The following is a 24,756-nucleotide window of genomic DNA, read 5'->3' on the forward strand; positions in this document are numbered from 1 at the left end:
TCACTACATCAATAGGAAGGATGGTGATCTTCTTGTTCAGAGCATTTAAACCGTTACTTTTATTAGCGATGTTGGCTGTTGTTTTCGTACTGGGCGGATGCAGCGACATTTCCGTTTTAGATCCGAAAGGACCTGTAGCAGACCAGCAGAAAGATCTGATTCTCTTGTCAATCGGATTTATGCTGTTCATTGTCGGCGTCGTTTTCGTACTATTTACAATCATTTTAGTGAAATACCGCGACCGCAAAGGCAAAGACAGCGGAAATTACAAGCCCGAGATGCACGGCAACACGTTCTTAGAAGTAGTCTGGACAGTGATCCCAATTTTAATTGTTATTGCACTTTCTGTGCCTACCGTACAGACGATATATTCGTTAGAAAAAGCGCCTGAAGCGACAAAGGATAAAGAGCCTCTTGTTGTTTATGCTACTTCGGTAGACTGGAAATGGGTATTCAGCTACCCAGAGCAGGATATTGAGACGGTTAACTACCTGAACATTCCTGTAGACCGTCCGGTTTTATTTAAAATTTCTTCAGCCGATTCAATGGCATCGCTATGGATTCCTCAGCTTGGGGGACAAAAATACGCGATGGCGGGAATGCTGATGGATCAATACTTACAGGCTGACAAAGTGGGAACATATGAAGGCCGCAACGCGAACTTCACCGGCGAACACTTTGCCGACCAGAAATTCAACGTAAAAGCTGTTACGCAAAAAGACTTTAACAGCTGGGTGAAAAAAGCCCAAAGCGATTCTCCAAAGCTGACGAAAGAGAAGTATGACGAACTGATGCTTCCGGAGAATGTCGGTAAATTAACGTTCTCTTCTACACACTTAAAATACGTTGACCACGGCCAAGATGCCGAATATGCGATGGAGGCGCGCAAACGCCTTGGCTACAAAGCCGTATCACCGCACTCTAAAACAGATCCGTGGGAAAATGTAAAGAAAAACGAATTTAAAGTATCCGACGATAAACAAGATTGAAATTGAACAAGAAAGGAGGAAGCCCGAATGAAATTGAGATGGGATGAATTTTTTGTAACAGGTGACCCATTAATTCTGGGCGCACAAGTTTCCATTGCGCTTTCCACTATCGCTATCATCGTTGTACTCACATACTTCAAAAAGTGGAAATGGCTCTGGTCTGAATGGCTGACGTCTGTAGACCATAAGAAACTTGGAATCATGTACATTATCTCTGCTGTTATCATGCTGTTCCGCGGCGGGGTCGACGGCTTGATGATGCGCGCCCAGTTAGCGCTTCCTAATAACAGTTTTTTAGACTCAAACCACTATAATGAGATCTTTACGACTCACGGTACGATCATGATTATCTTCATGGCGATGCCGTTTTTAATCGGTCTGATCAACGTTGTCGTACCTTTGCAGATCGGTGCGCGCGACGTAGCATTCCCTTACTTGAACAACCTGAGTTTCTGGACGTTCTTCGTAGGTGCGATGCTTTTCAATATTTCTTTCGTTATCGGAGGTTCTCCGAACGCAGGCTGGACGAGTTACATGCCGCTGGCAAGCAACGACATGAGTCCCGGGCCTGGTGAGAACTTCTACCTGCTCGGTCTTCAGATTGCCGGTATCGGTACGCTGATGACGGGTATCAACTTTATGGTGACGATCCTGAAAATGCGTACGAAAGGCATGACGCTGATGCGTATGCCGATGTTCACATGGACGACGCTGATTACAATGGTTATTATCGTATTCGCCTTCCCTGTTTTGACAGTGGCATTGGCGCTGTTATCATTTGACCGTTTGTTCGGCGCTCACTTTTTCACGCTGGAAGCCGGCGGTATGCCGATGCTTTGGGCTAACTTGTTCTGGATTTGGGGACACCCTGAAGTATATATCGTTATCTTACCGGCATTCGGTATTTTCTCTGAAATTATTTCAGCGTTTGCAAGAAAGCAGTTATTCGGTTACAAAGCGATGGTCGGCTCAATTATCGCCATTTCCGTCCTGAGTTTCCTTGTATGGACTCACCACTTCTTCACAATGGGGAACAGTGCGTCCGTTAACTCTTTCTTCTCGATTACAACGATGGCGATTTCGGTTCCGACCGGGGTTAAAATCTTTAACTGGCTCTTTACGATGTATAAAGGCCGGATCAGTTTTACAACACCGATGCTGTGGGCGCTCGCGTTTATTCCGAACTTCGTTGTCGGCGGGGTAACAGGGGTTATGCTTGCGATGGCTGCAGCGGATTATCAATACCATAATACGTACTTCCTCGTATCTCACTTCCACTATGTGCTGATCGCGGGTACGGTATTTGCATGTTTCGCAGGATTTATTTTCTGGTATCCGAAAATGTTCGGTCACAAGCTGAACGAAAGAATCGGAAAATGGTTCTTCTGGATCTTTATGATCGGATTTAATGTATGTTTCTTCCCTCAATACTTCTTGGGGCTGCAAGGTATGCCTCGCCGTATTTACACTTACGGACCGAATGACGGATGGACTGCATTAAACTTTATTTCAACTGTCGGAGCCTTCATGATGGGTGTCGGATTCTTAATCCTTTGCTACAACATCTACTACAGCTTCCGCTACTCTACTCGCGAGATCAGCGGAGATTCATGGGGCGTGGGACGTACGCTTGAGTGGGCGACTTCATCTGCGATTCCGCCGCATTACAACTTTGCGGTGCTTCCTGAAGTGAAATCTCAAGATGCGTACCTGCAATTGAAAGAAGACAAAACGGATATTCATCCGGAAAGCAAGTTCAAGAAAATCCATATGCCGCACAACTCCGGAAGACCGCTTATTATGTCAGTGGCGTTCGGTATTGCAGGCTTCGGACTTGTATTTGAATGGTTCTGGATGGGCATTGTCGGCTTGATCGGCATTCTGCTTTGCATGGTGCTTCGTTCATTTGAATATGACAATGGCTACTATATACCTGTTGAAGAAATAAAAGAGACGGAAAGAAAGATTTCCGAATAAAGGAGGCGTGATTTATGGAACATGCAGAACACGGCAATTCTAACGCGCCTATGGAATATCAATCTGAAACCGGCAGACTCAATATTCTCGGGTTTTGGATCTTTTTAGGGGCAGAGATTGTGTTGTTCTCAACACTATTTGCAACCTTCTTCGTTCTTCAAAGAAGAACAGCAGGAGGAGTCTTACCGGCTGAATTATTTGAAGTGAAGCTTGTCATGATCATGACATTCCTGCTTCTGATCAGCAGTTTCACCTGCGGGATCGCTGTTCATGAAATGCGTCGCGGAAGTTTAAAAGGCGTCGTCATTTGGACGATCATTACGCTTCTTCTTGGCGCGGGCTTCGTCGGATGTGAGCTTAACGAGTTCATCCACTATGTACATGAAGGAGCATCTCTCGGTACAAGTGCTTTCTGGTCTGGATTCTTCGTCCTTCTGGGAACGCACGGAACGCACGTAACGATCGGTATCTTCTGGATTGCCGGCATCTTACTGCAATTGAAGAAACGCGGATTAACGCCGCAGACGTCTTCAAAAATCTTTATCTCAAGTTTATACTGGCACTTCTTAGACGTTGTTTGGATCTTCATCTTTACAGGCGTCTATCTCATCGGATTGGGGGGACTATAATATGGCAAACAAATCTGCTGAACACAGCCACTTTCCGTGGAAGCATATCGTAGGTTTTGCGTTGTCTATTATTCTGACCCTGCTGGCCCTTTGGGTTGCAGTATATACGGATTTAAGCTCATCAGCAAAACTCTGGATCATTTTCGGATTCGCATTTATCCAAGCCGGTCTTCAGCTTCTCATGTTCATGCACATGACAGAAAGCGAAAACGGCGGAATCCAAGTCGGAAACACGCTCTTCGGATTTTTCGGAGCGATTGTTATCATCCTTGGTTCCATCTGGATCTTTGCGGCGCACTACCATCACGGTGACCATATGGATGGAAACCCTCCTGGCGGTGCGAAGCATCATTCCGAACATCAGGAATAAAAAGAAACCCTCTTCGTTCAGGCGAAGAGGGTTTTTTGTGCCTTTATTGGCTTCTTCTCCGGCGCAGGCGCGGAAGGCCGTAAATGATAAAGGCGGCGATATGGGCAACGATGACGTTGACGGCAAACAGGATGATCATGAGTGTGTGGCCGAGAGGGGATAGGCTGCTGGTTGCGTAAAAGTAGAAGAAAACCCACATGAGAATAATTGGCGGTATGGCCGAAAGAGCGACTTTTTTGTTATCCAGCCAGATAAAGAGGGGTGTTGCGCTCGCGACCAGTAAATAAGCAAAAAACATGTCCATCTTACATGTCTCCTTTCATTTTATGGGAGCGTTTCCAAAATGAAATACAGAGAATGAAATGTGTCTGTTTTGTGGTCGTTTTTTGAACATTTTGTTACAATTATTATACCATGTTTTCCAATTTTTGATACCGCTTTTTCGAGAAATGTATTGCAACTATTGCCTCATTTTTGGATAGGTACAAGAAACCGGAAAGGCCAAATACCCTGTCACATTTCCGGACAATGGAATGGCGCAGGCTGTGAACCTTTGCTATGGTCAAAGAAAATATGCACAGCAAGGGTGGTTTGAAGTGGACGTAAGGAAAGAAGATGTCACAGCGCCGGATGTCTTTGCGCTTTTGCAGGATCATCTGAAGAGCATGACCATGCATTCTCCTCCGGAAAGTATACATGCGCTCAATGCGGACCGGCTGCGTCAGCCTGACGTTACGTTTTGGAGTGCGAGGGAAAACGGCATCCTGCTCGGCTGCGGTGCCTTAAAGGAGCTAAACAGCCGGCACGGTGAGATCAAATCAATGAAAACCTCTCCGCATCATGTCAGAAAAGGCGTTGCCAACCGGATCCTCCGCCATATGCTTGAAGAAGCAAGGCGGCGGGGCTATCATCGGATCAGCTTGGAAACCGGTTCTATGGAGGCTTTTCTCCCCGCCAGACGCCTGTATGAAAAAGCCGGGTTTCAATATTGTGATCCGTTTGCACATTATAAAGAGGACCCGAACAGCTTGTTTATGACGTTAAACATAGGCTGAAACCCCTTTTCTGACGAGAAGGGGTTTTTTATCGGAAAAGTTTCATCATGACCGAAACATTTCCTTTTCTGACACGTCATATGTCGTGTAGTCCCCAAACCGTAAAAAATAAAAAGGAAGCAACCTCATCATGTTTTCTTGAACGGTGTTCATGTATAATAAACAATAGTGACTTCCGATGAAAATGTAAGGCGGGATAGAATGAGTCGATATAAGAAACAGCAAAATCCCTATTATCAGGGGGATTTGATTTTTATATTTGGTGTGTTTTTAATAATTAGTGTTGCGGCGATTTATGCGGCCGGACAGTTCGGGCAGTACGGAGGCAGTGCCTGGATGAAACAGATTGTCTTCTATGTTATAGGTGCGGGATTCATCGGATTATTGCTGTACTTTGATTTAGAGCAGCTTGAAAAACTGAGTCTGTACGTATTGATTGCCGGTGTGCTGTCGCTGCTCCTTTTGCGTGTGGCGCCGGAATCCATCGCGCCGATTAAAAACGGAGCGAAGAGCTGGTTTCAAATCGGAAACTTTACCCTCCAGCCCTCTGAGTTTACGAAAATAGGAATTATGATGATGGTCGCGTCCATTATATCGAAGGCGGGCCCGAAGGATCAAAGGTCACTTCGGGAAGATGTGAATCTGCTTTTGAAAATTGCGGCATGGACGGTTATTCCGATCGGGATGATCGTTTTGCAGGATGCCGGAACGGGTGCGATCTGTCTGTTTATCGTTATGGTGATGGTGTTTATGTCGGGTGTGAACTGGAAGCTGATCACCATTATCGGCGGTTCGGCCGCGCTTGTGCTTGGCCTTTTCTTAGTTCTCGTGATTGAATTTCCCCATGTGGCGAATTCAATCGGCATTGCGGATTATCAAATTAACCGGATTACATCGTGGATGTCTGACTCCAGTGCGGCAACGACTCAGGCAGAGAGCGATAAAAGCTGGCAGGTGGATCAGGCCGTTATGGCGATCGGATCGGGCGGCATTACCGGAAACGGCGTTCATAATCTGAAGGTGTACGTACCTGAGGGACAGACCGACTTTATCTTTGCGATTTTGGGTGAAAGTTTTGGATTTTTAGGCTGCGCCATTGCGGTTGTCATGTTTTTCTTTTTAATTTACAGACTTGTGGTGCTGATTGACCGCTTGCATGCGTTTAACCGATTTGGCGCGTTTTTTTGCGTAGGATTTACTGCACTTATCGTGATTCACACTTTCCAGAACATCGGGATGAATATCGGCATTATGCCGGTTACCGGTATTCCGCTGCTGTTTGTCAGCTATGGGGGGAGCTCGGTGCTTTCTACATTAATCAGCTTCGGGATCGTATATAACGCAAGTGTGCAGCTGACGAAATATAAAAGCTACCTGTTCAATTCTTAATGTGAGACGGCTCGTTTTTCGGGCTGTCTTTTTTTGTTTAGAGCATTTCGCTTTTGACATGATTCCCTTTCGGATATGATATAGAGAGAAGGAGGCTTTTATATGAACAATACCATCGAAACGATACTTAATCATCGGTCGATCCGATCATTTACTGACGAGCTTCTGACAGCAGAAGAGATAGATACATTAGTGAAAAGCGCCCAGGCGGCGTCAACGTCCAGTTACGTGCAGGCTTACTCCATCATCGGCGTAACCGATAAGGAGAAAAAGCGGAAGCTGGCGGCACTGGCTGGAAACCAGCCTTACGTCGAAAATAACGGGCACTTGTTTGTGTTTTGCGCTGATTTGTACCGTCATAAAAAACTTGCTGAGGAAAAAGGCGAAAACATTACCGAGCTTCTTGAGAATACGGAAATGTTTATGGTCAGCGTCATTGATGCCGCACTTGCCGCACAAAACGTAAGTGTTGCCGCGGAATCAATGGGACTTGGCATTTGTTATATCGGAGGCATTCGAAATGAACTTGATCAGGTGACGGGAGTGCTTGGAACGCCTGACCATGTGCTGCCGCTGTTCGGCTTGGTAGTCGGTCATCCCGCTCATCCGTCCGGTCAAAAGCCGCGCCTGCCGAAACAAGCCGTATATCATGAAAACACGTACGATACGAATGAAGAACACTTCCGCAGTTATATGAAGGAATATGATGAAACCATTTCCGCTTATTATGATAAAAGGACAAACGGCAAGCGGGTTGAAACGTGGTCTGATCAAATCCTGCAGTTCATGAAACAAAAACCGAGAACCTATTTAAATCAATATGTAAAAGATAAAGGTTTTCAAAAGAATTAAGAAAAAACCTCTCCTGACCGGGAGAGGTTTTTATGTTTCACGTGTAACATATTTCGACAAAATGGAACAAGGTATATAAATGTTTATCATCAGGGATGCTTATAAGCATACAGAAAGAAAAAACGGCTTAGCAGTGGTACGATGTTGATGAGGTGACAGTGATGATTTCATTAAGCATATTAGATCAATCTCCTGTATCAGAAGGGAGTTCCGCGGAAAGCGCGCTGCGGAATACAGTAAGACTGGCGCAGGAGGCGGAAAAGCTTGGATATAAGAGGTTTTGGGTGTCAGAGCATCATTTTTCAGAGCGGTTGGCGGGTTCAAGCCCTGAAGTGCTGATCAGCCATATTGCGGCGAAAACGAATGAGATTCGTGTAGGCTCGGGCGGTGTCATGCTTCCGCATTACAGCGCATATAAGGTGGCGGAGAATTTCCGCGTGCTTGAAGGGTTGACGCCGGGCAGAATCGATCTCGGATTAGGGAGAGCGCCGGGCGGAATGCCGATCGCATCATGGGCGCTGAATGACGGCGGGAAGCGTAACGCTGATCAATATCCGCAGCAGCTTCGTGAGCTGGCGATGTATTTGCATGATGCAGCTGATGACAATCACCGTTTTCCGAATCTGACCGCATCACCCCTTATTAAGACGGCGCCGGAAGTCTGGCTTCTCGGTTCTTCGGGGGAAAGCGCGCTTCTGAGCGCAGAAATGGGAGCAGGCTATATGTTTGCCCATTTTATTAATGGTGAAGGCGGAGAAAGCACGACAGCACAATATAAGCGCAGATTTAAATCTTCAGTATTAGGAAAAGAACCAAAAACAGCCGTGGCGGTGTTTGTGCTGTGCGCGGACACGGAGGAGAAAGCGGAGGAACTCGCGGCCGTCATGGATTATACGCTGCTTGCGGGTGAACAGGGGATTCCGCTTCACGGCGTACCGTCTTACGAAACCGTCCGCGGCAATACGTACACACCGTATGAACAAAGACGAATTGCCGATAATCGGAATCGAATGATCATCGGAACGAAGCAACAAGTGAAAGAACAGATTCTGGCTCTCAGTAAAGCATACGGAACGGAAGAAGTGATGGCTGTGACCATTACTCATCACTTTGAAGATAAACTTCAGTCATACCGGCTGCTTCGTGAAGCTTTTGCCGAATGATCAGAAAGAAACCCTGCTGATGCTCCAGCAGGGTTGTTCGGTTATTCAATGATAAAAGGTTTTTCAGTCAGCACCTGGCTTGATTTCCCTTTGTTCGCGGCATAGGCCAGCATATAATATTCTCCTGCCGGCAGTGCGCTGTCACCATTGACTTTGCCGTTCCAGTCGAAATATTGATAGCCTTTATCCTGCTTTTTGTAGATGCCGGCTTGGCCGACAAAGTCAAGATTGCTGTCATATACAAGGAAGGCAAGCTCTTCGGCTCCCGCCGGAAGATAGGTTTCAATTTGGTAGGTTCCCTGCGTTGTGCCGTCCTGCACGTCGATTGACGTCACGCGCGGATAGTCCGGCTCTTTTACAATCAGCAGCGTCGGCACTTTTGCGACTGTTTTTCCGCCTTCTCGCACTGTGACGGTTCCCTCATAGGTGCCTGCCTTTACTTTTTTGGCATTGACCTTTACTTTCGCATTGACCTTTCCGGTTTGATGAGCGGGGATCACGACCCGGTCTGTGCCCGAAACGGTAATGCCCGTGCCGTTGAAAGAGTACTCGAGCTGATATGATTTTCTGATGGACGATTGATTTTCAATCGTAAAGGTTTCTTTTTTCGTTTCATTGCCTTTGTCTTTCATAAACGTTCCGTAAGAATAACTTCCCGGGGCGACAAGGGAGTCTGCTTTGATCGCCTTCATGATTCTGATGCTTCCGGCGCCTTGCGCATTATGCGGGTATACGTCACCGTCCGCGTCCGTTAAGGTTTCGGCCGTGTTCATGAGAGCGGCTTTTATTTGTTCCGGGCTCCATTTCGGTTTGGCCTGCTTGATGACGGCAGCTGCGCCGGCTACATGCGGGGAAGCCATGCTCGTTCCCTGCTTCGATCCGTAGCCGTACGGGTCGGCCGGATCATGGGTCGGAATGGTGCTGACGATGTTTACGCCGGGAGCGGAGACGTCAGGTTTAATCATCCACGTGTCCATAACCGGACCGCGTGACGAAAAGTCTGCCATTTGTTCAGTGAGCGATTTAGCCACGGATAAATTGAATGTCGCTTTTGTGCCGCCCGCTTTTAATTGGCTGACGAGTTTTTCGCCGTCTTCTGATGAAAGCTTAATCGTCGGCACGGACATGCCCGGTACGTTGGCTTCAATTTCTCCCGGGGCATTGTTATACACAACCATACCGATCGCGCCCGCTTTTTTGGCGTTGTCTGCTTTATCCACAAAGGCGATGCTGCCCCGTTTGACGACCGCTACTTTTCCTTTCAGATCTTTGCCTTCAAAATCCTTTTGCTCGCCGATACCCGCCTCTATGAGCTCTGTTTCTTTTTTATTCAGTGCTTTTATGTCATCTTCTTTGTTGTAGCCCATTACTTTCGCTGAGGAATAGGAACCGAAGGAGACGGCGTACTCGTTCAGCGGCAGCTGTGTCGCTCCGACGGAGATGGCTTCTCTGGACGTTCCCGGAGAGCCGACGGTCCAATTGTTCGGCCCGCTGTTTCCGTTTGATGTAACGGCCGTGACGCCTTCTGACATCGCCCAGTCAAGCGCCGTGCTTGTCGCCCAGTCTGGGTTATTCACAGAATTGCCGAGAGAAAGGTTCATGACATCCGCTCCGTCCTGTACGGCGCGTTCGATGCCGGCGATGACGTTCTCCGTTGTTCCGCTTCCGCCCGGACCGAGCACACGGTAGGCAAGGAGTGTAGCATCCGGCGCGACGCCTTTAATCGTTCCGTTTGCCGCTACCGTGCCCGCGACATGAGTTCCGTGGTCAGTCGACGCGCCTCTCGGATCACCGGACGGTGTTTCTTCAGGATAGTAGTCGTTATCCACAAAATCGTATCCTTTATATTGTCCGAAATTTTTCTTTAAGTCAGGGTGTTTATATTCGACACCGGTGTCAATAATGGCAACCTTGACGCCTTTACCCGTATAGCCGAGCTTCCACGCGTCATTTGCCCCTATATAAGGCGCGCTGTCATCCATCTGCGGAGACACGGCATCCTTAGATAGGGTGATGTCTTTATCTTTGAGCTGATCGGTATGATAGGTGACATTCGGATAAACCGCTTTGACATCCTGATCACTCAGCAGTTTGGGGATTTCATTTGCCGGGAGTTTCATGGAGAAGCCGGAAAACACTTGCTCATATTCCCTGTTAATTTTTCCGTGTTTAATGGTTTTGAGCGCTTTCTTTTTCACTTTTGCGCGTTCGCTTTTCAGCTTGCTTTTTGTCTGTGCTTTGCCGAGTTCCTTTGCTTCCGCCAGTGACTTTTCCTTCAGCTCCACGATGACTGTCGTTTGTTTTCCGGTGGTCATATCAATGTCACCGAACACCTCAGCCTTCTCAAGATCAGGAGTTTGCGGTTTTGAAGCCGGCGCAGCCTGTGAACTTGTGGATAAGGTAAAGGATAAGACAAAAGCCGGAAGCAGATAACGGATGATTCCTTTTTTCAATCGTGTTTCCCCCTTTTTTCTTTATCTAAATTAGAAATCTAGTATATATTTCTTGAAAATTCAAAATAATCCTTGTGACATATGACTCATTTATGGAAATTGGTCTGTGAATAAGGAGGGAGTTATACACAGAATCCTGTGTATAACTGAATAAATTTGTGTATATATATTGTCGGGAACGAGTGTTCCTATACAAAATATAGATCGAGTTTGTGGATATGTGGATATGCCCTGTGTTTAAGCTGTGCTTAACCAAGGGATAAGGTGTGTATAACTTTTTTTATCGGCTTTTCCATTTTTCAGGTCATTTCCATCAGCTTTCAACAAAACTTCTGAAAACTAGTTTGTTTTTTCACTCATATTGTGACAAACAATTCGCCCGGCCGCGTCTATCATAGAGTCATAGGGTTGCTAGACCCGCTAGTTTTTAGCGGAGAAGGATCGGCCGCCTTTTCCGTTAAAGCGGAGAGAAAAACAGGCCTGCGAACAAGCTGTCTGTCAAAAAGAAGCGGAGGGATGATTTGCAATGAAACGTTTGCTAGTATCTTTACGGGTGTGGATGGTCTTTCTGATGAACTGGATGGCGCCGGGTAACGGAAGATATCCATTAGCCGCCGTGTACGGAAACCAAGCGGCTTATCATAAGAAAGCGAAGCGGACGGCTGGGGCTTTTTCGTTTGTGAGCCGTGTCCGATCGGCGGATTTGACCGATGAAACGAAATCGGCCCGCGGCAGGCTGGATAAAAACCGATGGATGCCTGTCCGCAAAGAATTGCCGAAACGGGAGCGCGCGGGTCCGGCACCTTTACATCATATGAAAAAGAGGGTACAATCCCACTAAACATATGAACGGGAGCGAACCTCTTGAGAATAGACAAAGTATTAAATAACAATGCGGCGTTAATAAAAGAAGACGGACGGGAAAAGATCGTAATGGGTCCCGGAATCGCTTTTCAAAAGAGAAAAAATGATGTGATTCAAAAACATAAAATTGAAAAAATATTTGTCGTGCACGACGAAAATGAAAAGTTCAAACAAGTGTTAGAAACGCTTCCCGAAGAGCATATAGAGGCGGCTGAAGATATCATCAGCCATGCGGAGGGAGAGCTTGCGGCACCTTTGAGCGATCACATCCACATTGCGCTGGCGGACCATTTATCCTTTGCGATCGAAAGGATTCAAAACGGCCTTCAGGTGCATAACCGATTGCTTCATGAAATTAAGGCGCTTTATAAAAAAGAATATGAGATCGGCCGCTGGGCGGTTGAACACGTGAAACAAACCCTCGGTATATCATTGCCTGATGATGAGGCGGGGTATATCGCGCTTCATATCCACACTGCCAAGGCGGATGCCAAAAGCATGTATTCGGCGATGAAGCATACAACCATGATCAAAGAAATGATCGAAAAGATCGAATCCTTTTTCGAACAGAAGGTGGATGAAGACAGTATTTCCTATCAGCGCCTCGTCACGCACTTACGGTATGCGGTCAGCCGGTTGGACTCAAATGAAGCACTCCATTCCATGGACGAGGAGATGCTTTATTTCATCCAAAAAAAGTATCCGTTTGCTTATCGGTGTGCGCTTGAACTGGCGGCGTTTTTAAAAACTGAATATGATTTGGAGCTGCCGGAATCCGAGGCCGGCTATATCACGCTGCATGTCCAGCGTCTGCAAAAAAACCCGGAATAACGCGTCTGTTTCGAGAAACAGACTTTTTTTTTGAAAACATATTGACGAAAGCGCTATCATGAAATAGAATGAAAGCGCATTAAAAAAACTGAATCCGGCGGGATTGTGACTGGTAATGCAGGCAAGACCTAAAATTTGCGTACATGAAAAAGGGATCATGCTGACCTTTTTCGTTGGCGAATTTTAGGTCTTTTTTGATTTTAGAAAGGGGGATACATCATGAATTATCAAGAAACGGCAAAACAGCTTATCAAACATATCGGAGGGAAATCAAATATCATCAGCGCGACACATTGCGCGACGCGGCTCAGGCTCGTCATTCAAGATGAACAGAAGATCAGCCAGGCCGGCATTGAAGAAATAGAAGGCGTAAAAGGGGCTTTCAGCAGCTCGGGGCAATATCAGATTATATTCGGCACCGGCCTCGTGAATAAAGTGTATGACGCTTTTTCAAAAGAAGCCGATTTGGGGCGGGAGGATCGTGAGACACATCAGGACGCAGCGAAAAAAAAGCTGAATCCGGCCGCAAGATTTGCGAAGACACTGTCTAACATATTCGTTCCCATCATTCCGGCTATCGTGGCAAGCGGACTTTTAATGGGGCTGCTCGGCATGATGAAGGCTTTTCACTGGGTGTCTGAACAATCATCGCTGTTTAAGCTTTTAGACATGTTTTCAAGCGCGGCGTTTATCTTCCTGCCCGTATTCATCGGGTTCAGCGCGGCGAAGGAATTTGGCGGTAATGCCTATCTTGGTGCCGTGCTCGGGGGAATTATGATCCATCCGGCGCTTTTGAATCCGTGGGGGCTTGCGGATGCATCGCCTGATTTTATGCAGCTCTTCGGCTTCGACATTGCGCTGCTCGGCTACCAAGGGACGGTCATCCCCGTACTGTTAGCCGTTTACATTATGAGCAAAGTGGAAAAGGGCACGAGAAAAATTGTGCCTCACGCATTCGATTTATTGGTCACGCCGTTTGTCACGGTGATTGTCACAGGATTTATCACCTTTATCGCAATCGGTCCGCTTGGCAGGGCGATCGGATCAGGCATTACCGTCTCGCTGACATATGTGTATGATCATGCGGGCATTGTTGCCGGACTGCTTTTCGGCGGTCTTTATCCGCTTATTGTGCTTACCGGTGTGCATCACAGCTTTCATGCGATTGAGGCCGGCCTCATCGCTGATTTGGGCAGAAACTATATCCTTCCTATCTGGTCGATGGCGAATGTCGCTCAGGGCGCGGCGGGACTGGCTGTATTTTTCCTGACGAAAAAAGCGAAAATGAAAGAAATCGCTCTGCCGGCCGCATTTTCCGCTTTTCTCGGTGTAACCGAACCAGTCATTTTCGGTGTGAACCTAAGATACCGCAAGCCGTTTATCGCGGGAATGATCGGCGGAGCGCTGGGCGGAGCCTATGTCGTGGTGACCGGTGTCGCCGCCAATGCCTACGGTCTGACCGGAATTCCGATGATTGCCATCACGGCTCCGCTCGGTTTAGGAAATCTTATAAACTATCTGATCGGAATGGGCATCGCCTCTGTCTCGGCGTTTATTGCCGCTTACATTATGGGAGCTAAAGAAAAGGAGGCCGTCAAATGAGGACACCGGATCAAGAGCTGCGCCTGCAGGCTGAGGAAGCAAAAAAGAAGCGGGGAGAAACAGCCGCGTCAGATCCATACCGCCAGAACTATCATATTATGCCGCCGGTCGGGCTTTTAAATGATCCGAACGGCGTGATCCAATGGAACGGCGTATATCACTTGTTTTTTCAATGGCAGCCATTTCATACGGGGCACGGCGCGAAATTTTGGGCGCATGTGACGACGAAGGATTTCGTTGAGTGGAAAGAGGAAGAAATCGCGCTTGCGCCGGGTGAGTGGTATGACAAAAACGGCTGCTATTCCGGAAGCGCCATCGAAAAAGACGGGCGGCTCTGCCTGATGTACACAGGCAATGTCCGTGACGGAGAAGGCAATCGGGAAACGTATCAATGCCTCGCCGTATCCGAAGACGGGATCGTATTTGAAAAAAAAGGAGTCGTCGCTCGTCTCCCGGAAGGCTATACCGCTCATTTCCGTGATCCGAAGGTTTGGAAGAAAGACGGAGCGTATTACATGGTGCTTGGCGCGCAGACAGAAAAGCTCACCGGAAGCGCTGTATTGTTCACATCAGAGAACTTGACGGATTGGACGTTTCTCGGTTCGATTGCGGGAGCGGACTCCGGCGGTCTCGGGTCATTCGGTTATATGTGGGAATGTCCCGACTTGTTTTCCCTTGACGGAACCGACGTGCTGCTCGTATGTCCGCAGGGGCTTGAATCCGACGGGATAAAATATCATAACAGCCACCAGGCGGGCTATTTCCTCGGCAGGCTGCATACAGAGCCGCCAGAGTTTAAGCACGGTGAATTTACGGAGCTTGACAGAGGATTTGATTTTTATGCGGCGCAGACGCTGGAAGATGATAAGGGACGGAGGATTCTGTTCGCGTGGATGGGCGTTCCGGATCAGCATGAGGACAAACATCCGACCCATGCGTATCACTGGATTCACTGCTTAACGATGCCGAGACAGCTGTCACTGTCCAACGGCAGAATCATACAGCGCCCGCTTTCGGAAATGAAATCACGCCGCACGGATGAACAAAAGCACCGTCTTCAATTGAATTGCTCGTCTGTAAGCCTCCCGGTGAAAGATGCGTCCCGGGCTGAAGTGCTGCTGGAGGACATCACTTGCGAATCCGGTTTTGAAATCTCAATTCGGGGCGCGGCCCGGTTTATATTTCATCAGGAAGAGGGGCTGGCTGTGCTGGAGCGCACCGCTTTCAGCGGAGAAGAAAAAGAAAAGAGAAGCTGCGCCATCAGCGAGGTGCATTCCGTGCAGCTCTTTCTGGATGCATCCTCGATTGAATTGTTTTTGAATGATGGAGAAGAGGTATTCAGCGCCAGATATTTTCCTTTCCCGGGAAATGATGACGTAACCGTCACTTCGGCAGGAAAAACGGAAATAAATGGCTCAATTTGGACACTTTTGTAGAAAATCGTTCTTTTTTCTTATGTGAAACCTATGCCATCTGTGCTATTCTTCAAACGAAAGCCTATGATTCCAGGAATAAAAGGAGTTGTTTTCTCAGTTTTGAAAAATCAGAAGATGACGCCGAAATGTTTACTTGTCAAAGCCGCAGAGCAAGTGGAAGATAAGCGGGAAGAATATAAAGAAGTATTGCTTCAGCTGAATCGCATGCTCAAGAGAGCTGAGCCGCACAATGAATGGAGTGATCGGCTGATGCATACATATGAACAGATGAAGGAATATGCGCTGTTTGTGCAGTCTATTGAGATGTTTTTGCGGTCATCCGCGAAAAAAATGAAATAATCCCCCTCGGGTAATGAGGGGGATATTTATTTTATTTTCCGCTAAGACGCATCGCCGAATGTTTAGTCGGTCCGATGTATTGGTTCAGCGGGAAGGATTCTTTGATTGCCGCGGTGATAAATTCTTTTGCCGCATAGATGGCTTCCTTCACTTCAGAGCCTTTGGCCAGTTCTGCCGTCACGGCGGCGGAGAATGTGCATCCGGCTCCGTGCGTGTAAGGTGTATCAATCATTTCGCTTTCTAATACTTCCGCGGTTTCTCCGTCATACAGCACGTCGATCGCTTTTTCATGTTTCAATTTGCCTCCGCCTGTAATCAATACATATTTCGCGCCGAGTTCGTGAATTTTCTTGGCCGCTTCTTTCATGTCTTCCACCGTTTTTAATTCATCCATACCGCTCAGCTGGCTTGCTTCAAACAGGTTTGGCGTGATGACGGTTGCCAGAGGCGCCAATTGGGTGCGAAGCGCTTCGGCATGCTCCGGATACAGCACTTCGTTCGCTCCTTTGCAGACCATGACAGGATCGATAACGACATTCTTCAGCTGTTTTTCTTTAATCGTTTTCGCCGCAAGCTCTATGATCTCCACGGTAGGGAGCATTCCCGTTTTCATGGCGTCTACGCCGATTCCGTCAACAATCGTCGCCAGCTGTGCGCGAATCGTATCGGCATCGATCGGGAATACTTGATGATCCCAGCTGTTCTCCGGGTCCATCGCTACGATCACGGTCAAAGCCGTCATTCCGTATACGTTTTTTTCTTGAAATGTTTTTAAATCGGCCTGAATTCCCGCGCCGCCGCTGGAATCAGAACCGGCAATAGTAAGTGCTTTGTGCATTGACATATCAATGGCCTCCATCAGTGTTTTATATCTCATTATAGTTAGATTTTCTTCCGATCACAATACGGAAGGCTTGGAGGAATGATTTGACAGCCGCGGGGGATGTGCGTACAATACCTACATAAGATTACTAGGTAAGGGTGAGAAAATAAATGCTCAACAGGGAGCTTGTAAAGGGAAGCACGGTCATTCTGGTGCTGACGCTGCTGAATGAACGGCCCATGTACGGGTATGAACTTGTGAAAGAAATGGAGAAAAGAAGCGGGAATGAACTGCAAATGAAGGAAGGCACGCTGTACCCATCGCTTCATAAGCTTGAACGCCAAAGCTATATTTCTTCTTACTGGGAAAAGCAGACCAAAGGGCCGGACCGAAAATATTACCGGATCACCGATGAAGGAAAAAACATTCTAGCCGAACGGACGAAGGAATGGAATCTGTTCTCTGCTCTGATGGACCGGATGCTGAAGCGGGGCGGGCAGAATGGATAAAGACCTTTATGTGCAGGAAATCAGAAAAGGGCTGGAAGGCAAGGCCGGAAGCCGTGAATTATTAAAAGAAATCGAAAGCCATATTCATCATGCCATTTGTGATCATCTGGAAAAAGGCAAAACCGAAAGCGAAGCGATGGAGCTTATTCTGCGGGAAGTGGGGACTCCGTCTGAGATTATCTCTGCTTTTCAAAAAGCTTCGGCGGTGCCCGCGCGGACTTTTATGCTCTTTTATCTGTTCTGCAACTGCGGTCTTTTTGTGATGGGGGCGATGATTACGATGATGCACGCGTGGAGGATTCATCCCGCTGTTGACGCGCTGTGGAAAGGGATTTCCGTGTCAGTATGGCTGATTATGATCGGTTATGTGCTGTATTGGTTCCAAATCGGCTATCAAGCTGGCAAAGAGTTCGGGGCTGGCGGCAAAAAGCTTGCTGAGCGGACGGTATGGGCTTCAATTGTGCCGAATCTATGTTTTATGTTTGTCTTCTTGTTCAATCTGGTTCCGGCTGGGCTGTTTCCTTCGGCGGTCACACCGAGTTTTGCGGCAGTATGCGCCGTTGTGACGGTATGTTTTCCGTTTTGCGGAAAAATAGGTTTTTACGCAGGCAGGCAGAGACTTGCCTGATCTTTTTCACTATATACATAGGGAATCTATATAGGGGTGTTAAAATGAGATTAGGTTCGTGGATGTACGGCGCGTGCGCCCAAATAGCCGTAACCGTATTTACCGTCTGCAGCTTGGTTCTTGCATTGCCCGTTGTGAGTCTTTTTATTATGGTTCTGAATGGGATGCAAGACGCTGTTTTTGTTGTTTTCAGTATTTTGCTTCTTCTATTATTTTATGCGCTGGGATGGATTTGGGCCGTTTCGTTTGCGCGTGAGTGGAAGGTGAAACTTTTCGAGCTGCAGATCAGTTCGCTCATTCCGCTGGCGGGTATATTATACTTGTACATTGACAGCGGGGTGAGTATACCGGAACTGATTCATGATTGGGGTGAGGATGGATGTGCGCTTGTCCCGCCGGCTTTTGTCTGCTTGTGCACAAGCTATGCGATGGTGTTGGTGCCTGTTTATCAATCAAAACTTTGGAACGCCATGGAGGCGGGCAGACTTAATGCCAAGGCGGTATGCACTGTTTGGGGAGACCTTCTGATCATTCTCGTTTTGCTGGCGGGCATGACCTGGATTTGTTTCTGAATGGGCCGAAATCAAAAATCCCCCCTGATCTCTCCGCCGCTTTATGTTTTAATAGAACATGAGAAAAAGCAGAAGGAGCGGATCATGAATATATCAATTGTCATAGTCACGTATAATCGGATTCCGGCTTTGTGTGAGCTGCTGGAGTCGATTTCCATGCAGACCATAAAGCCTTATGAAGTGATCATTGTAAATGATGCCGGGGAATCGGTCGAACAAGCGAAGCAGCTGTACAGCGATCTGCCGATTCAGATTATTGATTTAGAACAGAATGCCGGACATGTGGAAGCTCGGAACGCAGGTGTGAAAAAAGCGTCGGGTGATTGTATCATGCTGTGCGATGATGATGATTTCATTACGCCGGGCCATTTGGAAAGAATGGCGGCTGCACTTGCTGATGCGGATTTTGTCCATTCTGACGCGGAAATTGTGTCATTTGAAGAACGGGGCGGCACGAGATACCCGGTGTCACGAAAGCCGTTCGCCTATACGGCGGATTATGCGGATATGCGGGTATTTTCCACGTACGTTCCGTCAGGCAGCATGTACAGACGTTCTCTGCATGACACGTTGGGGTATTTTGATCCGGATGTCCATAATTATTGGGACTGGGACTTTTATTTGCGCGCCGCGAAACAGCACCGTGTGAAGCGTGTTCCTTGCGCGAGCGTCATATATGCGTTTTTTGAGGGAGGCGGCAATCAGTCCGCGGATCTCGGCGGCAAACGGAAGCGGTACTTAGACCGGTTAAGCGAAAAGCACGGGCTTGGAGAACTCCCGACGAAAAACTTTGCGGTTCTTCTTGAAGAGCCGGACATGAAGAGGCGGGAGGCGCCGACTGACATTGTGTGGGACGGAAAGCCCGTCCATTCAAGACTGCACAGTTCATAAGGGGGACGGACAGTTTGAAACAGCTTTTAAAAGACAGCTGGTGGAATCAGCTGAAAGATGAATTTGACAAACCGTATTATCAAGAGCTGAGAGAAATGCTGAAACAAGAATACAGCAGCCAAACGATTTATCCTGACAGCCATGATATTTTTAACGCCTTGCATTATACGCCCTATGAGGATGTAAAAGCGGTCATTCTCGGACAGGATCCATATCACGGGCCAGGACAGGCGCACGGGCTTAGTTTTTCCGTTCAGCCCGGGGTCAGGCAGCCGCCGTCTTTGAAAAATATTTTCATAGAGCTTCAGGACGATATCGGCTGCTCCGTACCGAACCATGGATCGCTCGTCAGCTGGGCGAAGCAGGGAGTGCTTTTGTTAAACACAGTGCTTACGGTTCGCCGCGGTCAGGCCAATTCCCACAAAGGCAAGGGATGGGAGCGGCTCACTGACCGCATCATTGATGTGGTGAATGAAAGAGAGAAGCCGATTGTCTTTATCCTATGGGGGCGTCACGCGCAGATGAAAAAAGAGCGCATTGACACATCGAAACACATTATTATTGAATCGACTCATCCGAGCCCGTTTTCGGCAAGGAACGGTTTTTTCGGGAGCAGACCGTTTTCCCATACAAACGCCGCCCTTGAAAAAATGGGGGAGCAGCCGATCGACTGGTGCATCCCCGACCTGCCGCAATAAACGGTTTTTTTGAGGCGCTTCCGCCCGGCGGAAAGCGCCTTTTTTGGCGTTCAGGGCGGTATGCCGTCAGAAAAAATAACAAACTCAATTCTGCGATTCGCTCAGAAATTTGATAAAATGCAGGAAGAAGACAAATTACTGCTGGAGGATTTACTCATGAACATACATATCTCTGCTTTGATTCAGAAGATGGAAGAAGAACTGAGGCAGGCGAAAACGGCGACCCGCACCGAGGAGGTCAAAATGCACGCGGCCGCCATCCGCTCTCTGTGTGATGTCGTGCTCGGCACTCAGACGCACACCGCTCCGGCGCCTGTGCAGAATCCGATTCCGAAAGCGGCGCCGAAACCTTCCGCGTCTCCTTCGACAGACCCGCTGCTGCTTGAAAAAATGATGGGCAGCGCCGGGCTGAACCAATATCAGAAAAAAGCGAAAGACGAACGTGAGGAAGACGGAAACGGGGATTCCATTTTCGATTTTTAACAGGAGAGGTTGATTGACTTGAAACTGATACTCGGGGGTTTGCAATGGACGGCATTTATGATTGCGGCTGCGATTGTAGTTCCTGTCGCCATCGCACAATCATTTCACTTGAACCATGCCGATTCTGCCGCATTGATTCAGAGCACATTTTTTGTGCTTGGCGTCGCCGCGGTCATCCAATGTCTCCAGGGACATCGTCTGCCGATTAATGAAAGCCCGGCAGGCTTATGGTGGGGCGTATACACGATTTACGGCGGACTGACTGGCACGGTGTTCGCGACATTCGGCGAGACGCTGCGGGCGCTGCAGGGGGCGCTGTTATTAAGCGCTGTCTTTTTCTTTTTGTTCAGCCTTTTTAAAGTGATTGAACGGCTGGCCGTGCTGTTTACGCCGGTTGTGACCGGTGTGTATCTGCTGCTGTTGGTCATGCAGCTGAGTCAGCCGATTGTGAAAGGCCTTTTGGGCATCGGCTATTTAAAAAACAGCGTCGACGGCCTTGTATTCGGGCTCGCCATGGTTGTGACGGCGGCGATGTTCATCATGTCCCGATCGAATGTTACGTTCTTAAGACAGTATGCGATTCTCCTTTCGCTTGCCGGCGGATGGATCTTATTCGCCGTCTTCGGCGCTGCCAAACCGATTCAAATACCGGACCGCGTGATTCAGCTGCCGGCTCTTTTTCCGTTTGGAAAACCCGTGTTTGACAGCGGCCTGATCATTACGTCACTTTTCATTACCGTGCTTTTGATTGTCAATATGCTCGCGAGCATCCGGGTTGTAGAAGCGGCGGTGAAAAAATTCGGCGGCACCGTCGGGAAACGGCGTGAGCGTCCGGCTGGGTTTGCGGCTTCGATCAGCCACCTTTTGAGCGGACTGTCAGGGGGCATTGCGCCTGTGCCGATTTCAGGGGCGGCCGGTTTTATTGAGACGACGAAGCTTCCTTCGAAAAAGCCGTTTCTTTTGGGAAGTGTATTTGTCGTGATCATCAGTATGATCCCGCTATTTATGAATGCGTTTGCGAGTCTGCCCTCACCGGTCGGCTTTGCGGTAAACTTCGTCGTTTTCTCCACGATGGCCGGTCTCGCCTTTACGGAGTTTGACTCTTATGAGAAAGCGGAGCAAAAACGAATCCGCTCCATTATCGGTCTGGCGCTCCTGACGGGGGTCGGCGTAATGTTTGTGCCGGAGAGCGCGTTATCGGGGATGCATCCGATCCTGATTTCGCTCTTAAGCAACGGTCTTGTGCTCGGGACGCTGCTGGCGATAGCGATTGACCGAATCCAGCTTATCAAAAAGAAAAAATCCGACAATCTCGTGTCATCGGACGGCGGACGTTGAATTTTGCCGATGTTGGGTTATGATTGAATTGGAAACTTTAACGAAAAGGCGGGAGAAAAATAGATGAAAGTGTTTATTATTCTTGGTGCGATTAACGCTTTATTGGCCGTGGCGCTGGGCGCTTTCGGCGCGCATGGGCTTGAAGGGAAAATCCCCGATAAATATTTGCAGGTGTGGCACACAGGCGTGCAATATCATATGTATCACGCGCTCGGTCTTCTGGCTGTCGCGTTTTTGACCGAAAAGCTTTCTGGCGCAGGCAGTGTTTCTGTTGCGGGTTGGCTGATGTTTGCGGGCATCGTTCTGTTTTCAGGAAGCCTGTACGTATTGAGCGTGACGCAGATTTCCATTCTCGGCGCGATTACACCGCTCGGCGGCGTGGCGTTTATCATCTCTTGGATTATGATTATCGTCGCGGCCGTCAAATATTTATAAAGAAAAAAAGCCAATCCTCTGTCAAATGAGCGATTGGCTTTTTGATTTATCTCGGAGAATAAGAAGACATGGAGTACGGATAAGTATAAGCGATTTCCTCATCAAACGTGATGTAATCAAGGTAAATGGTCAGAAGCAGATAGCGGGTGCCCGTTTTCGGATCGCTGATGATGATATGGTCACGTCCCGCTGCCTGAATCACACCGCGGAAAATCTTTGAATTCCATTCTTTGCTGTTTTCAAATGTCATATAAATCGTCGCCGTTTTGCCCCGGTTCAACCGCAGAATATTTTCAATGTATGACTCTTCAATCGGCAGCATGCCGGGAACGTTTTGTGACGATGATGGACCTGACGGAATCTGAAAGCTGCCGCCGCCCTGCTGCTGCGGCTGGCCGGGGAACCCCCCGCCGAAGCTCTGCTGGCCTTGCTGCATCGGCATTGTCATTTGCTGCTGCATCGGCATCATTTGTGATCCTTGGCCCTGAGGCTGCGGATAAGGATTAGGCCCGAGCTGCGGCTGGTATCCTTGCATATCCATTCCCATTCCCATCCCCATCCCCTGCATTTGCTGATATTGATTCTTTTTCGGTTTCATATTGTTCCTCCTTTGATGAAAACCTCTTGATGCTGAAACCTCCTGACAAGTATCAGACAGCCGACAGAGCGGCTGCTGTTTTTATCTATTCCACCATATGAGCCCAAAGAAAGATTTATGCGAAAAAAGAAAATACGCTCCAATGAGTCCGGACATCAGAGCCGGCTTTTTTTGTGCGCGCAATGCTGACTTTTCACATAATAGTCTGTATTCCTAGCGCATCTTCCGCATAAGGAACATATGATAGCGGTAGTTTCAGGTGCGAAAAGGGGGTGACGAGTTGCCTAAAGTGTCAGTGATCATGACGAGCTATAACAAAAGTGACTATGTGGCCCGCTCTATTAAAAGTATTCTGTCTCAGACGTTTACGGACTTTGAGCTGTTCATTATGGATGACAACTCAAATGAAGCGACATTGGCGGAAATACGTCCTTTTCTCACGGATGACCGCATCCGGTTTTATCAAAGCGATGTATCGGGCGTCAAAGAAAGAACGGAAAAAACACGCTACGCCGCCTTGATTAATCAGGCAATAGAAATGGCGGAGGGCGAGTACGTGACGTATGCGACCGACGACAACACGTATGTGCCGGAACGGCTTGAGAAAATGGTGAAAGAGCTTGATGAAGACCCGGAAAAAGCCGTCGTGTATTCAAGTTCCAAAACCTATCATCTGAATCAGCGGAAAGAGACGGTGAAGGAGACGGCCAGGCCCGCCGAACGGATCGTGTGGAACGCGCCGTGCGCCATTGACCATTGTTCGGTCATGCACCGGTTTTCCGTGCTGGAACAGGTCAAATCGGCATTCGGTTCCTATTGGGATGAAAGCCCCGCGTTTTACCGGATCGGTGACGCCCGTTTCTTCTGGAGAGTGAATCATTTTTATCCGTTTTACCCGATTTCTGAGGAGCTTGATATCAATTATATTACCGATCAATCCATCCATTATCAGCTTTTCGCGGCGGAAAAAAACGAGTTTGTGAACAGCCTTCCGCAGCAGACCACGTGCCGGGAGCTGAGGGAATCATTAAAAAAGCTTGGAAAGGGGTGAGGGCTTGTCGGCATACTTAGCGAATTATTGGGTGCTGTACCGGCAGTATATTGACCTTTTTCAGTCACTTCGCTACAAAGACATCCCGCTCGCATTGATCAGTAATTTTTATCAATATATCAGTCCGGCGCTTCGGGAGAGCATGGAGCAGAACCCAGAGCTTTTCGGTCCGGCTGATCAGCATATTCCCGAAGCCGGTATACAGCCATATTATGATCAAAAAAGGCAAAACATTAAGAAAACAGATGAGAAACCGGTAAACGGAAAAGTCATTCTGCATTTCGATCATCTTCGGTTCACCGAGGGAAACTACCGGCAGTTTGACCCGGCAAAAACAGCGGTACTGGCCAGATGGAGTCTGCCTGACCATTACGGGCTGCCCGTTATCTGCAAATTGGAGCTGACGGGAATGGGGCAAAAAGGGAACCCCGTCGCTTATATTGAAAAAGCCCATTCCATTCTGAAAGAGCTTCACAGCCATCCCGCTTTCGGAAACAGAGAATTTCAGGAACGTTTGTATAAAGACATCCCGTTATTTATTGAAGCGATTGACGCCATTGATATTTTGTTTACGGCCGAAAAGATTTCCGCCGTTGTAGTCGGCACGACGGAGGATATTTACAGCCGTGTGCTGGCGCTGACGTGCGCGAAAAAAAACGCCGTCAGCATCTGTCTGCAGCACGGAGCGCTTATGGGAGATGAACCGTTTCTGCCCGTATTTACGGACTATCAGGCCGTATTCGGGGCTTATGAAGCGGAGTGGTATAAAGCAAAAGGCTGC

At 48.1% G+C, this 24,756-nt stretch carries 26 protein-coding genes and 1 pseudogene; 23 read left to right on the top strand and 4 right to left on the bottom strand.

What is annotated here, in order from left to right; genetic code table 11:
* Nucleotides 1-23: 23 nt before the first annotated feature.
* The 4 genes from qoxA to qoxD are packed head-to-tail and all read left to right on the top strand — an operon-like array spanning nucleotide 24 to nucleotide 3,965.
* Nucleotides 24-989 (top strand): cytochrome aa3 quinol oxidase subunit II, encoded by a 966-nt coding sequence (gene qoxA, locus AC1RRX_RS18790; protein ID WP_012118744.1) that lies wholly within the window; start codon nucleotides 24-26, stop codon nucleotides 987-989.
* A gap of 27 nt (nucleotides 990-1,016) precedes the next feature.
* On the top strand, nucleotides 1,017-2,966 hold the full coding sequence (gene qoxB / locus AC1RRX_RS18795) for a cytochrome aa3 quinol oxidase subunit I (RefSeq protein WP_012118743.1): 1,950 nt from the start codon (nucleotides 1,017-1,019) through the stop codon (nucleotides 2,964-2,966).
* Nucleotides 2,967-2,980: 14 nt separating this feature from the next.
* Nucleotides 2,981-3,595 carry a cytochrome aa3 quinol oxidase subunit III gene (qoxC, locus tag AC1RRX_RS18800; RefSeq protein WP_003150930.1) on the top strand — a complete coding sequence of 205 codons (615 nt, stop codon included), beginning with the start codon at nucleotides 2,981-2,983 and terminating at the stop codon, nucleotides 3,593-3,595.
* 1 nt (nucleotide 3,596) lies between these two features.
* Nucleotides 3,597-3,965 (top strand): cytochrome aa3 quinol oxidase subunit IV, encoded by a 369-nt coding sequence (gene qoxD / locus AC1RRX_RS18805; RefSeq protein WP_007614576.1) that lies wholly within the window; start codon nucleotides 3,597-3,599, stop codon nucleotides 3,963-3,965.
* A gap of 43 nt (nucleotides 3,966-4,008) precedes the next feature.
* Here qoxD and ywcE read toward each other — a convergent pair whose 3' ends face one another.
* A complete protein-coding gene (gene ywcE / locus AC1RRX_RS18810; protein ID WP_003150937.1) occupies nucleotides 4,009-4,269 on the bottom strand; it encodes a spore morphogenesis/germination protein YwcE in 261 nt (86 codons plus the stop codon).
* A 292-nt stretch (nucleotides 4,270-4,561) separates the two neighbouring features.
* Here ywcE and AC1RRX_RS18815 point away from each other — a divergent pair, with 292 nt between their 5' ends.
* The 4 genes from AC1RRX_RS18815 to AC1RRX_RS18830 all read left to right on the top strand — a co-directional run bounded on the left by AC1RRX_RS18815 (nucleotide 4,562) and on the right by AC1RRX_RS18830 (nucleotide 8,424).
* Complete coding sequence (locus AC1RRX_RS18815) at nucleotides 4,562-5,020, top strand: GNAT family N-acetyltransferase (RefSeq protein ID WP_007407710.1); 459 nt, start codon at nucleotides 4,562-4,564, stop codon at nucleotides 5,018-5,020.
* A gap of 201 nt (nucleotides 5,021-5,221) precedes the next feature.
* Nucleotides 5,222-6,409, top strand: a complete 1,188-nt coding sequence (locus AC1RRX_RS18820; protein ID WP_007407709.1) for an FtsW/RodA/SpoVE family cell cycle protein — start codon at nucleotides 5,222-5,224, stop codon at nucleotides 6,407-6,409.
* Nucleotides 6,410-6,511: 102 nt separating this feature from the next.
* Nucleotides 6,512-7,261, top strand: coding sequence for an oxygen-insensitive NADPH nitroreductase (gene nfsA, locus AC1RRX_RS18825; RefSeq protein WP_144463825.1), 750 nt, complete (start codon nucleotides 6,512-6,514; stop codon nucleotides 7,259-7,261).
* Nucleotides 7,262-7,422: 161 nt separating this feature from the next.
* Nucleotides 7,423-8,424, top strand: coding sequence for an LLM class flavin-dependent oxidoreductase (locus AC1RRX_RS18830; protein WP_020958008.1), 1,002 nt, complete (start codon nucleotides 7,423-7,425; stop codon nucleotides 8,422-8,424).
* 41 nt (nucleotides 8,425-8,465) lie between these two features.
* Here the strand turns inward: AC1RRX_RS18830 and AC1RRX_RS18835 are convergent, their stop codons facing one another.
* Entirely contained in the window at nucleotides 8,466-10,877 is a 2,412-nt protein-coding gene (locus AC1RRX_RS18835) for a S8 family peptidase (protein ID WP_144463826.1), read from the bottom strand.
* Nucleotides 10,878-11,403: 526 nt separating this feature from the next.
* Between AC1RRX_RS18835 and AC1RRX_RS18840 the strand changes: the two genes are divergently transcribed.
* The 5 genes from AC1RRX_RS18840 (at nucleotide 11,404) to AC1RRX_RS18860 (ending at nucleotide 15,949) form a co-directional block, all read left to right on the top strand.
* Nucleotides 11,404-11,718, top strand: a complete 315-nt coding sequence (locus AC1RRX_RS18840) for a hypothetical protein (RefSeq protein WP_003150952.1) — start codon at nucleotides 11,404-11,406, stop codon at nucleotides 11,716-11,718.
* 23 nt (nucleotides 11,719-11,741) lie between these two features.
* Nucleotides 11,742-12,572 (top strand): PRD domain-containing protein, encoded by an 831-nt coding sequence (locus AC1RRX_RS18845; RefSeq protein ID WP_007407705.1) that lies wholly within the window; start codon nucleotides 11,742-11,744, stop codon nucleotides 12,570-12,572.
* Nucleotides 12,573-12,791: 219 nt separating this feature from the next.
* Nucleotides 12,792-14,174: a sucrose-specific PTS transporter subunit IIBC gene (locus tag AC1RRX_RS18850; RefSeq protein ID WP_144463827.1), complete on the top strand. Its 1,383-nt coding sequence runs from the start codon at nucleotides 12,792-12,794 to the stop codon at nucleotides 14,172-14,174.
* Nucleotides 14,171-15,610 carry a sucrose-6-phosphate hydrolase gene (locus AC1RRX_RS18855; RefSeq protein WP_144463828.1) on the top strand — a complete coding sequence of 480 codons (1,440 nt, stop codon included), beginning with the start codon at nucleotides 14,171-14,173 and terminating at the stop codon, nucleotides 15,608-15,610. Before AC1RRX_RS18850 ends, AC1RRX_RS18855 begins: the two co-directional genes overlap by 4 nt.
* A gap of 63 nt (nucleotides 15,611-15,673) precedes the next feature.
* Nucleotides 15,674-15,949, top strand: a complete 276-nt coding sequence (locus AC1RRX_RS18860) for a hypothetical protein (RefSeq protein ID WP_042635591.1) — start codon at nucleotides 15,674-15,676, stop codon at nucleotides 15,947-15,949.
* A 31-nt stretch (nucleotides 15,950-15,980) separates the two neighbouring features.
* Here the strand turns inward: AC1RRX_RS18860 and AC1RRX_RS18865 are convergent, their stop codons facing one another.
* On the bottom strand, nucleotides 15,981-16,793 hold the full coding sequence (locus AC1RRX_RS18865; RefSeq protein ID WP_007407701.1) for a bifunctional hydroxymethylpyrimidine kinase/phosphomethylpyrimidine kinase: 813 nt from the start codon (nucleotides 16,791-16,793) through the stop codon (nucleotides 15,981-15,983).
* Nucleotides 16,794-16,942: 149 nt separating this feature from the next.
* Between AC1RRX_RS18865 and AC1RRX_RS18870 the strand changes: the two genes are divergently transcribed.
* The 8 genes from AC1RRX_RS18870 to AC1RRX_RS18905 all read left to right on the top strand — a co-directional run bounded on the left by AC1RRX_RS18870 (nucleotide 16,943) and on the right by AC1RRX_RS18905 (nucleotide 22,326).
* Nucleotides 16,943-17,281: a PadR family transcriptional regulator gene (locus AC1RRX_RS18870; protein WP_003150960.1), complete on the top strand. Its 339-nt coding sequence runs from the start codon at nucleotides 16,943-16,945 to the stop codon at nucleotides 17,279-17,281.
* Nucleotides 17,274-17,909 carry a permease prefix domain 1-containing protein gene (locus AC1RRX_RS18875; RefSeq protein WP_108725256.1) on the top strand — a complete coding sequence of 212 codons (636 nt, stop codon included), beginning with the start codon at nucleotides 17,274-17,276 and terminating at the stop codon, nucleotides 17,907-17,909. The genes AC1RRX_RS18870 and AC1RRX_RS18875 overlap by 8 nt, the downstream gene beginning before the upstream one ends.
* Nucleotides 17,910-17,953: 44 nt before the next feature.
* Nucleotides 17,954-18,481, top strand: coding sequence for a hypothetical protein (locus AC1RRX_RS18880; RefSeq protein WP_108725257.1), 528 nt, complete (start codon nucleotides 17,954-17,956; stop codon nucleotides 18,479-18,481).
* Between the two features lie 84 nt (nucleotides 18,482-18,565).
* Complete coding sequence (locus AC1RRX_RS18885; protein WP_007407698.1) at nucleotides 18,566-19,372, top strand: glycosyltransferase family 2 protein; 807 nt, start codon at nucleotides 18,566-18,568, stop codon at nucleotides 19,370-19,372.
* Nucleotides 19,373-19,386: 14 nt separating this feature from the next.
* On the top strand, nucleotides 19,387-20,070 hold the full coding sequence (locus AC1RRX_RS18890) for a uracil-DNA glycosylase (protein ID WP_144463829.1): 684 nt from the start codon (nucleotides 19,387-19,389) through the stop codon (nucleotides 20,068-20,070).
* 60 nt (nucleotides 20,071-20,130) lie between these two features.
* Entirely contained in the window at nucleotides 20,131-20,553 is a 423-nt protein-coding gene (locus tag AC1RRX_RS18895) for a YwdI family protein (protein WP_015387535.1), read from the top strand.
* A gap of 18 nt (nucleotides 20,554-20,571) precedes the next feature.
* Nucleotides 20,572-21,891 (top strand): purine/pyrimidine permease, encoded by a 1,320-nt coding sequence (locus tag AC1RRX_RS18900; RefSeq protein ID WP_007407695.1) that lies wholly within the window; start codon nucleotides 20,572-20,574, stop codon nucleotides 21,889-21,891.
* Between the two features lie 63 nt (nucleotides 21,892-21,954).
* Nucleotides 21,955-22,326: a DUF423 domain-containing protein gene (locus AC1RRX_RS18905; RefSeq protein WP_007407694.1), complete on the top strand. Its 372-nt coding sequence runs from the start codon at nucleotides 21,955-21,957 to the stop codon at nucleotides 22,324-22,326.
* Nucleotides 22,327-22,372: 46 nt separating this feature from the next.
* On the opposite strand, the gene gerQ is transcribed toward AC1RRX_RS18905, so the two are convergent.
* The gene (gerQ, locus tag AC1RRX_RS18910; protein WP_007407693.1) at nucleotides 22,373-22,924 is read right to left on the bottom strand and encodes a spore coat protein GerQ; all 552 of its coding nucleotides are present in this window, start codon (nucleotides 22,922-22,924) and stop codon (nucleotides 22,373-22,375) included.
* Nucleotides 22,925-23,204: 280 nt separating this feature from the next.
* On the opposite strand from gerQ, the gene AC1RRX_RS18915 reads away from it, so the two are divergent.
* Entirely contained in the window at nucleotides 23,205-23,975 is a 771-nt protein-coding gene (locus AC1RRX_RS18915) for a glycosyltransferase family 2 protein (protein WP_015240806.1), read from the top strand.
* Between the two features lie 4 nt (nucleotides 23,976-23,979).
* Nucleotides 23,980-24,756: pseudogene (locus tag AC1RRX_RS18920) on the top strand (CDP-glycerol glycerophosphotransferase family protein); the annotation flags it as partial.

This window comes from Bacillus sp. GW821-FHT11D08 (assembly GCF_058808515.1).

Bases quoted from the DNA above. Each gene is read 5' to 3' on its own strand.
- qoxB (WP_012118743.1), top strand. From the start codon at position 1,017: ATGAAATTGAGATGGGATGAATTTTTTGTAACAGGTGACCCATTAATT.
- qoxC (WP_003150930.1), top strand. From the start codon at position 2,981: ATGGAACATGCAGAACACGGCAATTCTAACGCGCCTATGGAATATCAA.
- qoxD (WP_007614576.1), top strand. From the start codon at position 3,597: ATGGCAAACAAATCTGCTGAACACAGCCACTTTCCGTGGAAGCATATC.
- ywcE (WP_003150937.1), bottom strand. From the start codon at position 4,269: ATGGACATGTTTTTTGCTTATTTACTGGTCGCGAGCGCAACACCCCTC.
- AC1RRX_RS18820 (WP_007407709.1), top strand. From the start codon at position 5,222: ATGAGTCGATATAAGAAACAGCAAAATCCCTATTATCAGGGGGATTTG.
- nfsA (WP_144463825.1), top strand. From the start codon at position 6,512: ATGAACAATACCATCGAAACGATACTTAATCATCGGTCGATCCGATCA.
- AC1RRX_RS18830 (WP_020958008.1), top strand. From the start codon at position 7,423: ATGATTTCATTAAGCATATTAGATCAATCTCCTGTATCAGAAGGGAGT.
- AC1RRX_RS18840 (WP_003150952.1), top strand. From the start codon at position 11,404: ATGAAACGTTTGCTAGTATCTTTACGGGTGTGGATGGTCTTTCTGATG.
- AC1RRX_RS18850 (WP_144463827.1), top strand. From the start codon at position 12,792: ATGAATTATCAAGAAACGGCAAAACAGCTTATCAAACATATCGGAGGG.
- AC1RRX_RS18855 (WP_144463828.1), top strand. From the start codon at position 14,171: ATGAGGACACCGGATCAAGAGCTGCGCCTGCAGGCTGAGGAAGCAAAA.
- AC1RRX_RS18860 (WP_042635591.1), top strand. From the start codon at position 15,674: ATGATTCCAGGAATAAAAGGAGTTGTTTTCTCAGTTTTGAAAAATCAG.
- AC1RRX_RS18865 (WP_007407701.1), bottom strand. From the start codon at position 16,793: ATGTCAATGCACAAAGCACTTACTATTGCCGGTTCTGATTCCAGCGGC.
- AC1RRX_RS18870 (WP_003150960.1), top strand. From the start codon at position 16,943: ATGCTCAACAGGGAGCTTGTAAAGGGAAGCACGGTCATTCTGGTGCTG.
- AC1RRX_RS18875 (WP_108725256.1), top strand. From the start codon at position 17,274: ATGGATAAAGACCTTTATGTGCAGGAAATCAGAAAAGGGCTGGAAGGC.
- AC1RRX_RS18880 (WP_108725257.1), top strand. From the start codon at position 17,954: ATGAGATTAGGTTCGTGGATGTACGGCGCGTGCGCCCAAATAGCCGTA.
- AC1RRX_RS18885 (WP_007407698.1), top strand. From the start codon at position 18,566: ATGAATATATCAATTGTCATAGTCACGTATAATCGGATTCCGGCTTTG.
- AC1RRX_RS18895 (WP_015387535.1), top strand. From the start codon at position 20,131: ATGCCGTCAGAAAAAATAACAAACTCAATTCTGCGATTCGCTCAGAAA.
- AC1RRX_RS18905 (WP_007407694.1), top strand. From the start codon at position 21,955: ATGAAAGTGTTTATTATTCTTGGTGCGATTAACGCTTTATTGGCCGTG.
- gerQ (WP_007407693.1), bottom strand. From the start codon at position 22,924: ATGAAACCGAAAAAGAATCAATATCAGCAAATGCAGGGGATGGGGATG.